The organism is Sphingopyxis sp. BE259, assembly GCF_031457495.1.
Classification (GTDB): domain Bacteria; phylum Pseudomonadota; class Alphaproteobacteria; order Sphingomonadales; family Sphingomonadaceae; genus Sphingopyxis.
Genome location: NZ_JAVDWM010000001.1, coordinates 2,544,724 through 2,560,220, shown reverse-complemented (window position 1 = coordinate 2,560,220; position 15,497 = coordinate 2,544,724). Strand labels below are relative to the sequence as shown.

The 15,497-nt window shown below is 65.1% G+C and carries 17 protein-coding genes and 1 tRNA gene; 7 read left to right on the top strand and 11 right to left on the bottom strand.

All coding sequences use genetic code 11. From position 1 onward, the window contains the following. Positions 1-226: 226 nt before the first annotated feature. Positions 227-865, bottom strand: coding sequence for a hypothetical protein (locus J2X44_RS12345; protein WP_310084433.1), 639 nt, complete (start codon positions 863-865; stop codon positions 227-229). A gap of 77 nt (positions 866-942) precedes the next feature. Between J2X44_RS12345 and J2X44_RS12340 the strand changes: the two genes are divergently transcribed. Then, positions 943-2,541 carry a peptide chain release factor 3 gene (locus J2X44_RS12340; protein ID WP_310084431.1) on the top strand — a complete coding sequence of 533 codons (1,599 nt, stop codon included), beginning with the start codon at positions 943-945 and terminating at the stop codon, positions 2,539-2,541. Between the two features lie 100 nt (positions 2,542-2,641). On the opposite strand, the gene dinB is transcribed toward J2X44_RS12340, so the two are convergent. Beyond that, positions 2,642-3,772 carry a DNA polymerase IV gene (gene dinB, locus J2X44_RS12335; protein WP_310084429.1) on the bottom strand — a complete coding sequence of 377 codons (1,131 nt, stop codon included), beginning with the start codon at positions 3,770-3,772 and terminating at the stop codon, positions 2,642-2,644. Between the two features lie 112 nt (positions 3,773-3,884). Here dinB and J2X44_RS12330 point away from each other — a divergent pair. Then, positions 3,885-3,958, top strand: a tRNA-Gly gene (locus J2X44_RS12330). 13 nt (positions 3,959-3,971) lie between these two features. On the opposite strand, the gene J2X44_RS12325 is transcribed toward J2X44_RS12330, so the two are convergent. Next, positions 3,972-4,466 (bottom strand): FKBP-type peptidyl-prolyl cis-trans isomerase, encoded by a 495-nt coding sequence (locus J2X44_RS12325; protein WP_310084425.1) that lies wholly within the window; start codon positions 4,464-4,466, stop codon positions 3,972-3,974. Between the two features lie 219 nt (positions 4,467-4,685). Here J2X44_RS12325 and J2X44_RS12320 point away from each other — a divergent pair, with 219 nt between their 5' ends. The 4 genes from J2X44_RS12320 (at position 4,686) to J2X44_RS12305 (ending at position 7,995) form a co-directional block, all read left to right on the top strand. Further along, positions 4,686-4,913, top strand: coding sequence for a hypothetical protein (locus tag J2X44_RS12320; protein ID WP_310084422.1), 228 nt, complete (start codon positions 4,686-4,688; stop codon positions 4,911-4,913). Between the two features lie 220 nt (positions 4,914-5,133). After that, a complete protein-coding gene (locus J2X44_RS12315) occupies positions 5,134-5,766 on the top strand; it encodes a hypothetical protein (protein ID WP_310084419.1) in 633 nt (210 codons plus the stop codon). A 148-nt stretch (positions 5,767-5,914) separates the two neighbouring features. After that, positions 5,915-6,649 (top strand): response regulator, encoded by a 735-nt coding sequence (locus J2X44_RS12310; protein ID WP_310084416.1) that lies wholly within the window; start codon positions 5,915-5,917, stop codon positions 6,647-6,649. Beyond that, positions 6,646-7,995, top strand: a complete 1,350-nt coding sequence (locus J2X44_RS12305) for a HAMP domain-containing sensor histidine kinase (protein WP_310084413.1) — start codon at positions 6,646-6,648, stop codon at positions 7,993-7,995. Before J2X44_RS12310 ends, J2X44_RS12305 begins: the two co-directional genes overlap by 4 nt. Here the strand turns inward: J2X44_RS12305 and J2X44_RS12300 are convergent. The 7 genes from J2X44_RS12300 to J2X44_RS12270 all read right to left on the bottom strand — a co-directional run bounded on the left by J2X44_RS12300 (position 7,992) and on the right by J2X44_RS12270 (position 12,920). Beyond that, positions 7,992-8,792 carry a thioesterase family protein gene (locus J2X44_RS12300; protein ID WP_310084410.1) on the bottom strand — a complete coding sequence of 267 codons (801 nt, stop codon included), beginning with the start codon at positions 8,790-8,792 and terminating at the stop codon, positions 7,992-7,994. The two genes, J2X44_RS12305 and J2X44_RS12300, sit on opposite strands and share 4 nt — an antisense overlap. Before the next feature lie 7 nt (positions 8,793-8,799). Continuing rightward, on the bottom strand, positions 8,800-9,969 hold the full coding sequence (locus tag J2X44_RS12295; RefSeq protein WP_310084408.1) for a saccharopine dehydrogenase NADP-binding domain-containing protein: 1,170 nt from the start codon (positions 9,967-9,969) through the stop codon (positions 8,800-8,802). Positions 9,970-10,038: 69 nt separating this feature from the next. Then, a complete protein-coding gene (locus J2X44_RS12290) occupies positions 10,039-10,551 on the bottom strand; it encodes a DoxX family protein (protein ID WP_310084406.1) in 513 nt (170 codons plus the stop codon). 70 nt (positions 10,552-10,621) lie between these two features. After that, positions 10,622-11,176 (bottom strand): dCTP deaminase, encoded by a 555-nt coding sequence (dcd, locus tag J2X44_RS12285; RefSeq protein ID WP_310084403.1) that lies wholly within the window; start codon positions 11,174-11,176, stop codon positions 10,622-10,624. A 38-nt stretch (positions 11,177-11,214) separates the two neighbouring features. Further along, positions 11,215-11,667 (bottom strand): cytidine deaminase, encoded by a 453-nt coding sequence (locus J2X44_RS12280; RefSeq protein ID WP_310084401.1) that lies wholly within the window; start codon positions 11,665-11,667, stop codon positions 11,215-11,217. After that, the gene (locus tag J2X44_RS12275) at positions 11,664-12,419 is read right to left on the bottom strand and encodes a glycoside hydrolase family 25 protein (protein ID WP_310084399.1); all 756 of its coding nucleotides are present in this window, start codon (positions 12,417-12,419) and stop codon (positions 11,664-11,666) included. Before J2X44_RS12275 ends, J2X44_RS12280 begins: the two co-directional genes overlap by 4 nt. 3 nt (positions 12,420-12,422) lie before the next feature. Beyond that, positions 12,423-12,920 (bottom strand): UPF0262 family protein, encoded by a 498-nt coding sequence (locus tag J2X44_RS12270; RefSeq protein WP_310084397.1) that lies wholly within the window; start codon positions 12,918-12,920, stop codon positions 12,423-12,425. 129 nt (positions 12,921-13,049) lie between these two features. Here J2X44_RS12270 and J2X44_RS12265 point away from each other — a divergent pair, with 129 nt between their 5' ends. Continuing rightward, the gene (locus J2X44_RS12265) at positions 13,050-14,561 is read left to right on the top strand and encodes a replicative DNA helicase (RefSeq protein WP_310084394.1); all 1,512 of its coding nucleotides are present in this window, start codon (positions 13,050-13,052) and stop codon (positions 14,559-14,561) included. A 118-nt stretch (positions 14,562-14,679) separates the two neighbouring features. On the opposite strand, the gene J2X44_RS12260 is transcribed toward J2X44_RS12265, so the two are convergent. Continuing rightward, positions 14,680-15,426, bottom strand: coding sequence for a phosphoadenylyl-sulfate reductase (locus J2X44_RS12260; protein WP_310087034.1), 747 nt, complete (start codon positions 15,424-15,426; stop codon positions 14,680-14,682). Between the last annotated feature and the right edge of the window lie 71 nt (positions 15,427-15,497).

Sequence of the window (15,497 nt, the reverse complement as noted above, 5' to 3'; positions counted from 1 at the left end):
CTTTACCTTTACGTTCACGTAAAGTGTGACTCATTTGCGGGTCGAGTGCAAGAGGGAAGGGTGCGGGGCGGCTTACGGCCGGTTGCGGACGTTTGCCGTTTTTTCACTTCGTCATTCCCGCGAAAGCGGGAACCCAGGGCGCGCGTCGGCTGATCCCACCCTGGGTTCTCGCTTTCGCGGGAATGACGAGGGTGGGGAATGGCAGCTCCCCACCACAAAGCTGCCATTACTCCCCGCCCAGCCGCACGAACCGCATGTCGCCTTCGGCGCGGTGCAGGGTAATTCCGCGTTCGGTCTTTTCGGCGCAGGCGTCGTCGAAATCGACCACGCCGATGTCATTGGGGACGATGATGGCGCGCACCTTGCCGCTGTCTGCCTCGGTCAAATCAAAGCGCGGCGCGGTGATGTTATAGATGGCCTCGCGGACCTCGATCCAGCGCGGGGTGCGCTGGTCGTCCTCGGGCATCGTCCAGCCATAGGTCTGGGTGTAATCCGCGATCGGATCGCCGCGGTCGAAGCCGATCGTGAAATCGACCCCCGGGATGCCGCGGCCATTGGGCCAGGTCACGAGCAGCGTCGGCACGGCGCCATCGACCTCGACCAGCGGTCCCTTTTCCATCGTGGGCGGCACCGGCTTGGGATCGGTGCTCAGGCAGACCTGATCGCCGCGCGCTTCCCAGCGGCCCTCGGCACGCTCGTCAAGCGCGCCCGCGGCGAGCATATATTGAAAGCGCCCGTCATTACGGATCAGCAGCCCGCCGCCGACGTCGGGGCCCTCGGCCAAGCTATATTCGCCGACAAAGGGTGAATCCTGCGCAGTTGCGGGAACGGCGGCAAGGGCGAAGGCGAAGAGCAGGGAGCGCATGACGCGATCATGCGTCGGGTGCCGTGCGGGCGCCAGCCCCTTTCCACTTGCCCTGCCACCTGCTAACCGCCCGCGCCATGTCCCAGACGCATCCCGAACGCCGCACCTTTGCCATCATCTCGCATCCCGACGCGGGCAAGACGACGCTGACCGAGAAATTGCTCGTCGCCGGCGGCGCGATCCATATCGCGGGCGAGGTCAAGGCGCGCGGGCAGGCGCGGCGCGCGCGGTCCGACTGGATGAAGATCGAGCAGCAGCGCGGGATTTCAGTGACCTCGTCGGTGATGACGTTCGAGCATCAGGGGCTGATCTTCAACCTGCTCGACACGCCGGGGCACGAGGATTTCAGCGAAGATACCTATCGCACCCTGACCGCTGTCGACAGCGCGGTGATGGTGATCGACGCCGCCAAGGGCATCGAACCGCAGACGCTGAAACTGTTCGAGGTGTGCCGGTTGCGCTCGGTGCCGATCATGGCCTTTATCAACAAGGTCGATCGCGAAGGCCTGCCGCCGTTCGAACTGCTCGACGAGATTGCCGACCGGCTGGCGCTCGACGTGTGCCCGATGAACTGGCCCGCGGGCATGGGCGGACAATTCGAGGGGATTTACGACCTTGTCGATCCCGCGATCATGCGTCCCGGCGGCGATGCGTCGCGGATGTATGAGGGACACCGCGCGACGGTCGCCGGGCTCGACGATCCGGCGCTCGCGGCCGAACTCAGCGTCGCCGCGCTGGCGCATCTGAAGGAAGAGACCGAACTGGCCTCGGCTTGCTACGCGCCTTTCGATGGCGCGGCTTACCGCAATGGCGATCTGGCGCCGGTCTATTTCGGATCGGCGCTGAAGGAATTCGGCGTTGTCGATCTGCTGTCGGCGCTGGCGCAGCACGCGCCGGGCCCGCAGCCGCAGCCCGCCGAACCAGCGCCGGTCGTACCCACCGACGATGCCGTCACCGGCTTTGTGTTCAAGGTGCAGGCGAATATGAACCCCGCGCACCGCGACCGCATCGCGTTCATGCGGCTGTGCTCGGGCAAGTTCGAGCGCGGGATGCGCCTGATGCAGGGCGGCACGGGCAAGGCGATCGCGATCAGCCGCCCGATGCTGTTCCTGGCACAGGACCGCGAGATGGCCGAGGAGGCCTTTCCCGGCGACATCATCGGCATCCCCAACCACGGCACGCTGCGCGTCGGCGACACTTTGTCCGAACGCACCGACATCACGATCACCGGGCTGCCGAACTTCGCGCCCGAATTGCTGCGCCGTGTCGCGCTGATCGATCCGACCCAGACCAAGAAGCTCCGCAAGGCGCTCGACGATATGGCGGAGGAGGGGATCATCCAGGTCTTCTATCCCGAAATCGGCGCCAACATGATCGTCGGCGTGGTCGGACAATTGCAGCTCGAAGTGCTGATCAGCCGCCTCGACGCCGAATATAAGGTCGAGGCGAAGCTGGAGCAGTCGCCATGGGAAACTGCGCGCTGGATCGCCAGCGACGACCCCGTGAAGCTGAAGGCGTTCCAGTCCGAACATCGCGGCGCCAGCGCCACGGACCGCGACGGCGCGCCGGTATTCATGGCCAAGGACGGCTGGGAAGTCGGCTATATCACTCAGCGCAACCCGGACATCCGGTTCACCGCGACGAAGGAACGGCGGCTGGGGGCGTTGGCGGAGTAAGACCCGTCGCCCAACCCAAGTCGTCGCCCCAGCGAAAGCTGGGGCCGCTATCGTCATAACGGAACGCCAGCGATCGCAGCTTTCGCTGGGATGACGACACTTAAATCAGGCTCAACAGATCGTTGGACGCTGCGGGGGCCGCCTCCTCGTCATCCTCCTCGCCCTCGAACTTGCTCAAGGTCAGCCCCAGCAGACGTATGCCCTGTTCGGTCGGCAACAGCGGGGCCAAAATCGCTTCGCCTGCCGCCAGCAACGATGCGCCATCGGTGATCGCCGCCGCGACCGACTTCGCCCGCGTGATCGTCCGGAAATCGGCGTAGCGCAGCTTCAGCGTCACTGTCCGCCCGCGCGCGCCCTTTTTGGCGGCGCGGTCCCACACCACGGTGCAGACATGCGCGAGCGCCTCGCGGATTTCGGTGTCGGTGGTGAGGTCGTTGAAAAAGGTCCGCTCGCCACCGAGCGACTTCAATGGACGGTTCGATTTGACGCGGCGATGGTCGATGCCGCGCGCCAGATTATACAGCCATTCGGCGCTGTTGCCGAAGTTTTCGGCGAGCCAGCGCGGGTCTTTGCCTGCCAGATCGGCTCCCGAAAACACGCCCAGTCCCTCCATCTTCGCCGACGTCACCGGGCCGATGCCATGAAAGCGTCGGATCGACAGCGTCTGGACGAAATCGCCGCCCTTGCCTGGCGGGATGACGGTCAGCCCGTCGGGCTTGTTCTGATCCGACGCCAGCTTGGCGATGAACTTGTTGTACGACACCCCGGCGGAGGCGGTGAGCCCGGTTTCTTCGCTGATGCGGCGGCGGATCAGCTTTGCGGTCGCGGTGGCGCTGCCCAGTCCGGCCTTGTCGGCGCTGACGTCAAGATAGGCTTCGTCGAGCGATAGCGGTTCGACCTCATCGGCATAATCGTGAAAGATCGCCCGGATCTGGTGCGACACCTCGCGATAGGCGTCGAAGCGCGGCGGCACGAAAATCAGCTCGGGGCATTGGCGCTTGGCAGTGATGCTCGGCATCGCCGATCGGACGCCAAACTTTCGCGCTTCGTAACTGGCGGCGGCGACCACCCCGCGCCGCGACGACCCACCGACCGCGACGGGTTTGCCGCGCAGCGCCGGATCGTCGCGCTGTTCGACCGACGCGTAAAAGGCATCCATATCGACATGGATGATCTTGCGGACGGGTTCGTCCACCGGCGTGTCGGGGGCAAGGTCTGCGGCAACTTCCACGCGCGCAGCCTAGCATGTTGCTACGATGTTCTCAATGGCGTGCGTGACGCGGCGCTTGACGCCGGACTTGACGAAGATGGGGCAAGATGGCAATCGCCGCCGACCTTGGTGAGCGGGTATAGCATAGTGGTAATGCTCTAGCCTTCCAAGCTAGCTAGGCGGGTTCGATTCCCGCTACCCGCTCCAAGCCTTTCCCATTTTATCCCGCCGGTTCGATGCCCAGCAGTGCGACCGTGAACAACAGGGTCGCGGCGCCCGGGATCGGGCCTTTGCCGTCGGCGCCATAGGCCAGCTGATAGGGAATGGCGAGTTCGACCTTGTCGCCGACTCCCATCAGCGCGACGCCTTCCTGCCAACCCTGGATGACGCGATTGAGCGGGAAGCTGGTCGGTTCGCCGCGCTTGATCGAGCTGTCGAATTCCTGACCGTCGGCGAGGGTGCCGACATAATGGACGGTGACCCTATCGGTCGGGCCGGGCCGCGCCCCGGTGCCGTCCCCCGCGATGCGGCGCCAGCGCAGGCCGCTGTCCGTAACGTGCCAGCCATCAGCGCCGTGGCGCTGCGCGAGCGCCGCCATTTGGCGGTTCAGCCACGCGGTGCCCTGCGTGGGTTCGGCGGCGGCGGTGGTGGCGGGGGACAGAAGGCCAAGGCCGAGCGTCGCCAGCAGTAGTCGGTGGGGTCGTGATACGCGCATAGTCACTCCTGTTATGATCGCGGTTCATAGACGCAGGTGGGCCCGGTTGTGCAATCCCTATCGTGTCCGTCTGGCGCTCTGCGCCAGCGCTGCGGTGTTGCGGCGGGCTCCGCCCACCTGTCCGATTAATGCGACGAACGCCGAAGCGCGCGGGATCAATACGGGCTGGCGGATCGTTGGTCGGGTTCAACGTCACAGTGTTCACGGATGGAGAATGCAATGCATATGGTCAAAAAGCTCGTCATCGCCCTTGCGGCGACGTCCGCGGTCATCGCGCCGGTTGCCGCATCGGCCGCCAGCGGCGCGCGGGCGGCTTCGACGGTCGATGGCCAAAGCGAGCTGGAAGGCAATTCCGGATGGTTGATCGGGCTCGTCGGCCTGCTCGCCGGTGTCGCCGCGATCGTGCTGGTCGCCGACAACGACGAAGATTCGCCGACCAGCCCGTAACCGGGCCTTGGCCGCAACAACCGGGCGCGCGCGCATCGCTGGTGCGCGCGCCCGGCGGGGTCGTGGCCGTCCGCTTGCGCGGCGATGAACGACGCGGCGCGTTTGCGACAATTTGCGACAATTTTGCGCCGATCCGGCAAGTGGCTGGGACAAATGGCGCCTAGAACCGCTTCATCGGCATCCGGCCTGTGTCCGGACGCCCCATGAAGGAGTTCGTGACGTGAACAAGAAAATCACATTTTTGACGCTGGGTGCAGCGCTGATCGCGGTGCCGGTGCTGGCCGCGCCCGGCGGCATGGGCGCGAAGGGCGATACCGACGGTAATGGCGCGCTGACCCGTGCCGAAGCGCAGACGCATGCCACGCAGATGTTTGCCAAGATGGATGCGAACAAGGACGGCAAGGTCGATCCCACCGACCGCGCGGCGCAGCAGGCCGAACGCCAGGCCAAACGGTTTGCCGCGATCGACGCTGATGGCAACGGCAGCATCAGCAAGGCCGAATGGGACCAGCACGGGACCGATCGCGCCGCGAAACGCGCCGAGCGCGGGGCCAAGCGCGCCGATGCGGGCGAGGCTGGCGATGGCAAACGCCACGCGATGCGCGGTCCCGGCAAGCGCGGCGGCCACCATGGCATGCGCGGTGGCGGGATGCGCGGCGGTATGATGGCCAAGGCCGACACAAACGGTGACAAGGCGATCAGCCAGGCCGAATTTCAGACCGCGGCGCTCGCGCGCTTCGATGCGTCCGACTCCAACAAGGATGGTCAGGTGACTGCCGCGGAACGCCAGGCGCAGCGCGGTGAATGGCGTGCCAAGCGCGCGGCACGGTCGGCTCCTCCCACCAGCGAATAAGTATTTGGCCGGGGCCAGCGGCACGGGGCAGGCTTTCTTCCCCCCTCCCGGCATTGCCTTTGCCGCTGGTCCCTGCCAGCTATCGCCCATCGGCCCTGCGGCCGGTGGGCGAACCAGCTTTCAACCCCCGCTTAGCCATGGGCCGACGATGACCGACAGCCATTCCCCGCGCATCCTGTTGATCGACGACGAACCGTCGATTCGTGAACCGCTGAGCGAATATCTGACCAGCCAAGGTTTTTCGGTCACTGCGGCGGCGAGCGCCGCCGAAGCGCGATCGGTGCTGCGTGCCCACTCGGTCGATCTGGTCGTCAGCGACATCATGATGCCCGGCGAGGATGGCCTGTCGCTGACCCGCCATCTGCGCGAGACGAGCGCCATCCCCGTCATCCTGCTGACCGCGCGCGCCGAGGATACCGAACGGATCGTCGGGCTGGAGATTGGCGCCGACGATTATGTCGTCAAACCGTTCAACCCGCGCGAACTGGTGGCGCGCATCCGCACCGTGCTGCGCCGCACCCAGCAGGGCGGCCGTGCGCTCGATCCCGGCGGCACCAGCTATGCCTTTGCCGACTGGGTGCTGCGCGAGGTCGAACGGGTGCTGGTCGATAGCGACGGCAACGAGGTGGCTTTGTCGTCGGGCGAATATCATCTGCTCCACGCGCTGCTCCGTCACCCGCGGCAGGTGATGAGCCGCGATCGCCTGCTCGATCTGGTGCGCGGGCGCGAGGCGGATATTTTCGACCGCGCGATCGACAATCTGGTCAGCCGACTGCGCAAGAAGATCGAGGTCGATGCCGCGCATCCGCAGATCGTCAAGACGGTGTGGGGCGGCGGCTATACGCTGGCGTGCGAAGTGAAGCGGATGGGACCGGCGGCGTGAAACTACGCCTGTGGCCACGCAGCCTGATCGGCCAGCTTGTCTTTGCCGTGGCGCTGATGCTGTTTGTGGCGCAGGCGATCAATTTTGCGCTGCTCGTTCGGGGGCAGAAACAGCAGACGCTGGCGCATGGCGGCGGGATGGCGGTCGCGCGGATCATTGATGCCGTCGATCGCGACCGGCGCGGCGATTTTCGGCGCGGTCCGCGCGAAGAGCGCGGCCGTCCGCACGAGCACGAGCGCGCGCAGAAGCTGGTGATTTCGGACGCGCCGGTCCCGGTTCCGACCGGGGCGGTACGTATGCCCGAGCTCGCCGATTATGTCGCCGACCTGCTGAACGAGGCCGATGTCGCCGCGCAGTCGGTCGATGCCTGGGCGCTACCGCAGCGGCCTCGCCTGCGCGCGAATTTCCCCGGTCGGACCGTCATCGTGTCGGCGCAGATCGACGGTCGCTATTTCGCGGTGCGCAGCCGGATTCCGACCGGCGGCAACCGGCTGCAAGGCTTTCTCGTCTGGCAGACACTGTCACTCTATTTGCTGTTGCTCATTCCGATCATGGTCATTGCGTGGCGCGCCGCAGCGCCGCTGCGCGACCTGACCCGCGCGGCGCGGTCCAATCCCGCATTGCGCGATGCGACGCCGCTGGAAGAAGAGGGGCCGTCGGACGTTCGTGACCTGATCATCGCGTTCAATGCCTATCGCGGCCGGATTGCGACGATGCTGTCGGACAAGGACCGGATGCTCGGCGCGGTCGGCCACGATTTGCGGACCCCGCTCGCCAGCCTGCGGGTGCGTGTCGAGCAGATCGACGACGATGTGTTGCGCGAAAAGATGATCGCGTCGATCGACGAAATGGCGGCGATGCTGACCGACATATTGGCGCTGGCGCGATCAGGGGCGGGGACCGAGGGGCGCGAACCGGTGGCGCTGCGCGGGCTGGTCGAGGAACTGGCCGCTGATTATCGCGAACGCGGCAAGGATGTGACGGTCGCTGCGGCGGTCGATGCCGCGGTGATGGCGCGGCCGCTGTTGCTGCGCCGGGCGCTGCGCAATCTGATCGACAATGCCGCCACCTATGGCCAGCGCGCGCTCCTGTCGGTCGAGCGGGCGCCGGGTGTGGTGCGGATCATCGTGTCGGACGACGGCCCCGGCCTGACCGACGAACAGATCCGAACGCTGGTCGAACCGTTTGCGCGCGGCGAAGGGTCGCGCAACCGCGCCACCGGTGGATCGGGACTGGGCCTGTCGATCGCGCGCGACATTGCCGAGGGCGAGGGCGGGACGCTGACGCTGGTCAATCGTTCCGGCGGCGGCCTTGATGCAGTGGTGACGTTGCCGACCGCGACTTAAGCGTAAATCGCGATCGCCTGGCTGCCGCTCAGCACCGGTTCGCCGGCGCGGTTCCACAGCATCATGTCCTGCACCGACAGCCCGTGGCGTGCATAGCCGGTCTTGGCCGACAACAGCCACCAGCCATCGTCGGTTTTCGGATCGCCGGTCAGCATGTTGACGGTCCAGTTCATCGAGCTGATCGGGCCGAATTCGCTGAACAGCGCCATCGCGGCGGGGGGCAGCGCGTCGCCCATTGCGAGCAGCGCGACCGCGGGATGACAGGCGGGTTCCTCGACAAAGCGCACCCAGGTCAGATATTCGCCGACCTCGCTTTTCCACGCAAAACGTGGGCCGGTCGTCGGACGCATGTCGAAATGGCGGACGAACGACGGACGCGCGTGATGGTCGGGCACCGGTTCCAGCGTTTCGGGCGCAGGGCAGTCGGGCATCGACAGGCGGTTGTGATCGAGGTGGCTTTTGCGGTCGGGCGAAAAGGCGAAGACCGCGGCGGTGCCAAAACCCGCATCGCTCAACACCCCGGCATCGACGAACAGTGACGATTTGGACTGGCGCAGCACCCGCGTGTTCACCGTGCAATCGCCGCCGACTGGGCCGACAAAGCTGATCTGGGCATAGCGTAGCGGGGTTTCGGTGGGGTGCAGCATCATCGTGCCGGCCAGCGCAACCGCCGAGCTGATCCCGCCATAAGCGGTACGGCCCTGCATCCAGCCTTCGTCGATATGCGCCTTGGCCACGCCCTCTTCGGTACGCAGCGTCGACAGAAGCGCGTCGAGCGCGCTGGGAGAGCTTGTCATTTGAGCGTTATTCCTCGATCTGGAAAGTCAGTCCGGCGTGCTGGGTCAGCCGGGCGATCAAAGCGTCGCCGAGCAGCGCTCCCGGGGTCCACACCCCGCCGTCGCCCTTGTTCGCGAGCAAGGCGATGCCGGTTTCGGCGAGCATTTTCGACGTTGAGCCATAGCCGGGGTCCCGATCGCCCTGAACGCTGGCGCGGATCGTCGTGCCGTCGGGATATTCGCCGACGAACAGGATGTCGTAGAAACCGTTTTCACGCTCCTCCTTGCTCGGACCTTCCCCGGGCTTCAGCTTGGATTCGCCGAACGGGTTGGCCTTGGTCATCGCTTCGGCCATTGCTTTTCCGGCGTCACCGATCGTCGTCATCACCATCTCGTCATAGACCAGATCCGCGCCCCAGGCGTGGCCGAGCAGGAAGTTGGTGCGGTGCACATTCTTGGTGTTGATCGGCGCCATGACGAACGGCGCGGTCCAAGTGCCGGTGGCGCTGTCATATTCGGGGAACAGGCCGGTCGGCTGCGACGGTCCTTCGAAACCGGGGGTCAGCGCAAACGAAGATTTGAGCAGCAGCGCCAGCGAAGGCTTTTTGGCGACCGCCTTCAACGTCTCGGTCAGGCTGGCGATGGTGCCGCCCGACGCGCCGCCCGCCATCTTGCGGACGCGGCCCTTGACCCGCGGCGCGGGCTTGCCGTGGCGCTTCACCGCTTCGGCTTGCAGGAAATGGACGCCCAAGTCGAAGGGGATCGAATCGAACCCGCAGCTGAAGGTGATGCGGGCGCCCGAAGCCTTGGCGGCCACCTCATGTTCGTCGATCATCTCGCGCATCCAGCCGGGCTCGCCGCACAGGTCAGCATAGGCGGTGCCCGCGTTAACGCAGGCGGCGACAAGGTCGCTGCCGTAAAGCTGGTACGGGCCGACGGTGGTCAGAATGACCGTGGCGCGCGCCGCCATGGCGTCGAGTGTCGCGGGATCGCTGGCATCGGCGACGACCAGCGGGGTGTCGGCGGGGGCGCCGATCAGGTCGCGCACCTCGGCCAGCTTCGCGGCGCTGCGTCCTGCCATCGCCCATTTTGGCGCATCTTTGCGCCCCGCATAATGCTGAGTCAGATATTCGGCAACGAGCCGACCGGTGAACCCGGTCGCGCCATAGACGATGATGTCAAATTCCCGGCTGGCCATGGAAGCCTCCCCTTACGTAAACGTAAAGGGAGGCTAGCGCAGCGCAGGGCCGATGCCAAGCGCGAAGCGTCAGCGGCGCCAGAAAGGGCGTTTTTCGACCACCACGGTTTCGCCCGCGACCGCGGCCCGACCTTCGGCGCGCGCGGCGCGCAGTTCGGCTTCGGCGGCATGTTGCTGCGCCTTGTGCGTTGCCAGTTCGTCGCGGCGGCGCTGGCGCAGCGCGTCATAGCTCCAGCGCGTGTGGCCATAGCCGAACAGACTGAGCAGACCGCCGGCGATCGCCAGATTCTTCATCGCGGCCATCGCCTGCACCGGATCGGTGAATTCGCGGTGGAAGAACAGGATGGTGGCGAGAACAAAGCCCGCGAGCAGGATCGACCACAGCCGCACCGCGATGCCGAGCGCGATGCATACCCCGGCGATCAGCTCGAACAATCCGGTCGGGATCGCGAGGCCGCCGGGCAAGCCGGCGGCTGCAATCGCGGCAGTGGTGTCGTTGACGTGGATCAGCTTGTTGATCCCCGACACGATGAAAATCACGGCGATGAACAGGCGCCCGATAAAGACAGCGATCATGGACATGCGTCTATCCTCCAGATGATGCCCCGTCCGCTCGTCAGAGAGGACGCGCCGCGGCGCTGGAGGTTCCGCGTTACAGCTTGGGCAGGGTCACGCCCTTTTGTCCCATATATTTGCCTGCGCGGTCGGCGTAGCTGGTCTCGCACGGTTCATTGCCCTGAAGGAACAGGAACTGGCACGCGCCTTCATTGGCGTAAATCTTGGCGGGCAGCGGGGTGGTGTTCGAAAACTCCAGCGTCACATGACCTTCCCAGCCGGGTTCGAGCGGTGTCACGTTGACGATGATGCCGCAGCGGGCATAGGTCGATTTTCCCAGACAGATGACCAGCACGTCGCGCGGGATGCGGAAATATTCGACGGTGCGGGCCAGCGCAAAGCTGTTCGGCGGGATGATGCAGACATCGGTTTCGCGATCGACGAAATTCTTGGGATCGAAATTCTTGGGATCGACGATCGTCGAATCGACATTGGTGAAAATCTTGAACTCGGGCGCGACGCGCGCGTCATAGCCGTAGGACGACAGACCGTAACTGATGCACCCGTCGCGGCGCTGCGCCTCGACAAAGGGTTCGATCATGCCCTGCGTCTGGGCGGCTTCGCGAATCCAGCGGTCGGAAAGAATGGCCATGCCGTTGTTTGTCGGCGCGCGCAGATTCGCGCAAGCGGTCAGTCGCCGATCAGCCCCAGATCCTTTGGTCCGAACGCAGCGGGGAGCAGTTCGCTGAGCTTGTAGGTCTTGACCGTCATCCCGTCGCCAGACGCGCAATGGACAAGGATGTCGGTTTGCGACCGCTCGGCGGCTTCGTTTAATATCTGGCGGCAGCGGCCGCAGGGGTTGACCGGATCGCTGCCGAGCAGCGCGTCGCCATCGGGGCGCCCGCCAATGATCGCGACTTCGGCGAGTTCGCCGATCCAGCCTTCATTGGCGATCTTCGCCACCGCGGCGGTTTCGGCGCAGAGGGTCAGCCCATAGCTGGCGTTCTCGACATTCGCACCGGTGACGACGTCGCCGTTCTTGAGCAGCAGCGCGGCGCCGACGTGAAAGCCCGAATAGGGCGCATAAGCGCGGCTGGCGGCGTCGCGGGCGGCAACGATCAGCTCGTCACGGGCCTCGGTCATGGTTGTTCTCCTGCGGGGCGGACGACGTTCCAGCCGACGGTGCCATTGGCGCCCGTCAGGCGCACATAATCATTCGCCTGCCACATCGCCCAGGGGTGCGCGGCATAATCGGGTTCAAAGAAATCGCGGCGCAGCCAAATGGTGCGCGCGATACCTCTCGTCACCTGATAGTCACTTTCGAACGCCGGGCCGGGAGCAATCAGGCTGCGTTTGCCCATATGCGCCTCGATCTGCGCTAGAAAGGTCGCGAGTTCGGACAATAGCAGCGCCCGGGTTGGGCGGTCGGGGCAGCGGTCGTCATAGTCGAGCCACACCACCGCGGGCAGCGCGTCGGCGCGGCGCGGGACGTGGCGGATGAAATTGGCCGCCTGATCGGTCGCGAGCTGGCACAGGCTGTAACGGTGGATCGCGCCGGTCTGCACCCCCGCCTCGCGCGCGGCCGTCATGTTGCGGGTGAATTGGGCGTCGATGCCGCGAGTACCGTCGGTGCCCATCACATAGGCAAAATCGGCGCCCGCCGCCTTGATCGATCCCCATTGCACATCGCCATTGCCCGCGTCGATCGTCACCCCTTGGGTGGGATAAAGCGTTCGGTCGGGGGTCCAGCGCGCTGCCCACCACAGCGCCAGGCCGGTGGCGAGCAGCAGCAGCACAATCGCCGCACCGACGCGCCGCAGCAGGCGCGCGATCGCGCTGCGCCAATTGCCGCGTGGGCTTGCCGGATCCTTGCGCTTGATTGCCCCCGTCGCCACGCCTCAACCCTTGATGTGGAGGACGCAGATCAGCGTGAACAGCCGCCGTGCGGTGTCGAAATCGACCGCGATCTTGCCGTCGAGCCGGTCCATCAGCATCTCGGCGGCCTCGTTGTGCAGGCCGCGGCGCGCCATATCGACGGTCTCGATCTGTTGCGCGGTCGACGTCTTGATCGCCTGATAATAGCTGTCGCAGATTGCGAAATAGTCGCGGATCGGACGGCGGAAACGCCCGAGCCCCAGAATGATCGCCTCGAGCGGCGAGCCGTCCTCGCGGCTGATCTCGAAAATCAGGCGGCCTTCTTCGACGCGCAGCATCAGGCGGTAGGGGCCGGCATAACCATCGGGATGACCGCGCTGCGGCACGAACTTGTTATCCTCGATCAGGTCGAAAATCGCGACGCGGCGTTCCTGTTCGACATCGGGATTGCGCCAGACGATCGAACCCTCGTCGAGTTCGACCGAAATGATGCGCTGTCGAGAAGGGTCTGCGTCGGCCATGCTGCCTGTGCTTCTACTTGGCGCGGGGCGAAGGGCAAGGGACGACTTATCCCGAAAATGTCCACAGGCATGTCAGGGCCGCCGTGATGGCAGTTGCGCGCCTTGCGTCGTCGTCGCATGGTGCCGCCCATGCTTGACGTAGCCCGCCTACCGATCGCGGCATCCGCCGGGGATGACCGCCAATTGCCGCGCAATATCGAGGCAGAGGCGGCGTTTCTGGGCGCGATCCTGATCGACAACCGAGTCGTCGAGGATCTGCCCGTCGCGCTGACCCCCGATCATTTTTTCGAACCGCTGCATGGCCGCATTTTCCAGCAGACGATGGCGTTGATCGAACGCAACAGCATCGCGACGCCGGTGACACTGAAACCCTATTTTGAATCTGATGAGGCGATGAAGGCGGTCGGCGGCCCCGGCTATCTGGCGCAGCTGACCGGCAGCGGTGCAGGCCTGATCGGGGCGCGCGACTTTGCCAAGCAGATTTACGACCTCGCGCTGCTGCGCGAACTGGCGGGCGTCGGCCGGGTGCTCGTCGACAACGCCCTTGATACCAGCGAGCGCGTCGATCCGCAGGCGCAAATTGAAGAGGCCGAAACGGCGCTCTACCGCGTCGCTGGCGGCGAGGCCGAGATGGGGTCGGTCAAGAGCTTTAGCCAGGCCAGCCTGACCGCGCTGCAGGCCGCCGAACGCGCGCTCAATTCGGGCGGTCATCTGTCGGGGATCACGACCGGGATTTCGAGCATGAACGCCAAGATCGGCGGTATGCACAACAGCGATTTGATGATCCTCGCCGGACGTCCGGGCATGGGCAAGACCTCGCTCGCCACCAATATCGCCTATAACGCCGCCGAACGCTTTCGCCGCGACGAGGGTGACGGCATTCCGCCGGAAAAAAACATGGGCGCCAAGGTCGCCTTCTTCAGCCTTGAAATGTCTGCCGACCAGCTCGCGACGCGCGTCCTTGCCGAACAATCTGGGGTGTCGGGCGAAGCGCTGCGCATGGGCAAGATCAGCAAGGAGCAGTTTCAGCAACTGTCGCGTGCGGCGCAGACGCTGCAGACCTTGCCGCTGTTCATCGACGACACGCCGGCGCTGACGATCGCGGGGCTGCGGACGCGCGCGCGGCGCTTGCAGCGACGGCACGGCATCGGCCTGATCATCGTCGATTATCTCCAGTTGCTGGCAGGCAGTTCGAAAAGCGGCGACAATCGTGTGCAGGAAATTTCGGAAATTTCACGCGGTTTGAAGACTCTGGCAAAGGAACTTCATGTGCCGGTGATGGCGCTGTCGCAGCTTAGCCGCGCGGTCGAACAACGCGAAGACAAACGGCCGATGCTGTCCGATCTGCGCGAATCGGGCTCGATCGAGCAGGACGCCGACATGGTGCTGTTCGTGTTTCGCGAGGATTATTATGTCGCCTCGCGTGAGCCAAAACGCCCGATGGAGGGCGACGACGTAAAGATTCACGCGGCGCACGAGGAGTGGGCCGCCGAGATGGAGCGTGTCTTTGGTCTTGCCGAAGTGATCGTCGCCAAATCGCGTCACGGTTCGACGGGCAAGATCCGGATGCACTTCGAGGCGAAGACGACGAAGTTCAGCGATCTGGCTGACGAGAGTCAGGCGTTCGCGGATTATGAGTGACGCGTAGCCGATCTCGGCCCGTCATTGCGAGCGAAGCGAAGCAATCCAGTGCGGCTTGTCACGCCCTGGATTGCTTCGCTTCGCTCGCAATGACGACGCCTTTTGGGGATGCGATGAACTAGAACGCCGGATCGTTCGCCGGGTCATCGCCGATCGGCGACACCGCTTCGTGGATGCCGCATTCGGTCTTGTCCCAGCCGCGCCAGCGGCCCGAGCGGGGGTCTTCGCCGGGCTGAACCTTTGACGTGCACGGCGAGCAGCCGATCGACGGATAGCCTTGCGATTCCAGCGGATGGCGCGGCAGGTCGTGCGCGTCGAAATAGGCGTCGAGGTCGGCGCGCGTCCAGTTGGCGAGCGGGTTGAATTTCAGGCGTCCGGTGGTGCCGTCGAGTTCAAAGCGCGGCAAGCCCTGGCGGGTCGATGACTGGAAGCCTTTGCGGCCGGTGATCGAGGCGTCGAACCCCGCCATCGCCTTTTCCAGCGGCTTGACCTTGCGGATGTCGCAGCAGCCGTCGGGGTCGTAGGACCAGCGCAGTTCGGTGGCGTCCTTCGCCGCCAGATCCTCTGGATCGGGGGTCAGGTTGATGATGTTGAGCCCCAGCCGCGCCGCCAGCGTGTCGCGATACACCAAAGTTTCGGGGAAATGCTTGCCGGTGTCGAGAAATAGCACCGGCATATCGGGCGCGACCTGTGCCACCAGGTGCAGCAGCACCGCGCTTTCGGCGCCAAAGCTGGAAACGATCGCGGTGTCGCCGAGCAGCCCCGCGCCGACGACGCTGGCGACCACCTCGGCGGCGTCCTGGCCGCGGAACAGATTGTTCAGGCGGATGACGTCGGCGTCGGTGAAGCGCGGCGCGACGTCGATGCGGTCGCGGGTTCGATCTTGGGTGACATTCTTCCGTTCGTTCTGAGGAGCCGTTGAGCCTGTCGAAACGG

Coding starts and splice junctions, on each gene's coding strand:
- J2X44_RS12345 (WP_310084433.1), bottom strand. CDS start 865: ATGCGCTCCCTGCTCTTCGCCTTCGCCCTTGCCGCCGTTCCCGCAACT.
- J2X44_RS12340 (WP_310084431.1), top strand. CDS start 943: ATGTCCCAGACGCATCCCGAACGCCGCACCTTTGCCATCATCTCGCAT.
- J2X44_RS12325 (WP_310084425.1), bottom strand. CDS start 4,466: ATGCGCGTATCACGACCCCACCGACTACTGCTGGCGACGCTCGGCCTT.
- J2X44_RS12320 (WP_310084422.1), top strand. CDS start 4,686: ATGCATATGGTCAAAAAGCTCGTCATCGCCCTTGCGGCGACGTCCGCG.
- J2X44_RS12310 (WP_310084416.1), top strand. CDS start 5,915: ATGACCGACAGCCATTCCCCGCGCATCCTGTTGATCGACGACGAACCG.
- J2X44_RS12300 (WP_310084410.1), bottom strand. CDS start 8,792: ATGACAAGCTCTCCCAGCGCGCTCGACGCGCTTCTGTCGACGCTGCGT.
- J2X44_RS12295 (WP_310084408.1), bottom strand. CDS start 9,969: ATGGCCAGCCGGGAATTTGACATCATCGTCTATGGCGCGACCGGGTTC.
- J2X44_RS12290 (WP_310084406.1), bottom strand. CDS start 10,551: ATGTCCATGATCGCTGTCTTTATCGGGCGCCTGTTCATCGCCGTGATT.
- dcd (WP_310084403.1), bottom strand. CDS start 11,176: ATGGCCATTCTTTCCGACCGCTGGATTCGCGAAGCCGCCCAGACGCAG.
- J2X44_RS12280 (WP_310084401.1), bottom strand. CDS start 11,667: ATGACCGAGGCCCGTGACGAGCTGATCGTTGCCGCCCGCGACGCCGCC.
- J2X44_RS12270 (WP_310084397.1), bottom strand. CDS start 12,920: ATGGCCGACGCAGACCCTTCTCGACAGCGCATCATTTCGGTCGAACTC.
- J2X44_RS12265 (WP_310084394.1), top strand. CDS start 13,050: ATGCTTGACGTAGCCCGCCTACCGATCGCGGCATCCGCCGGGGATGAC.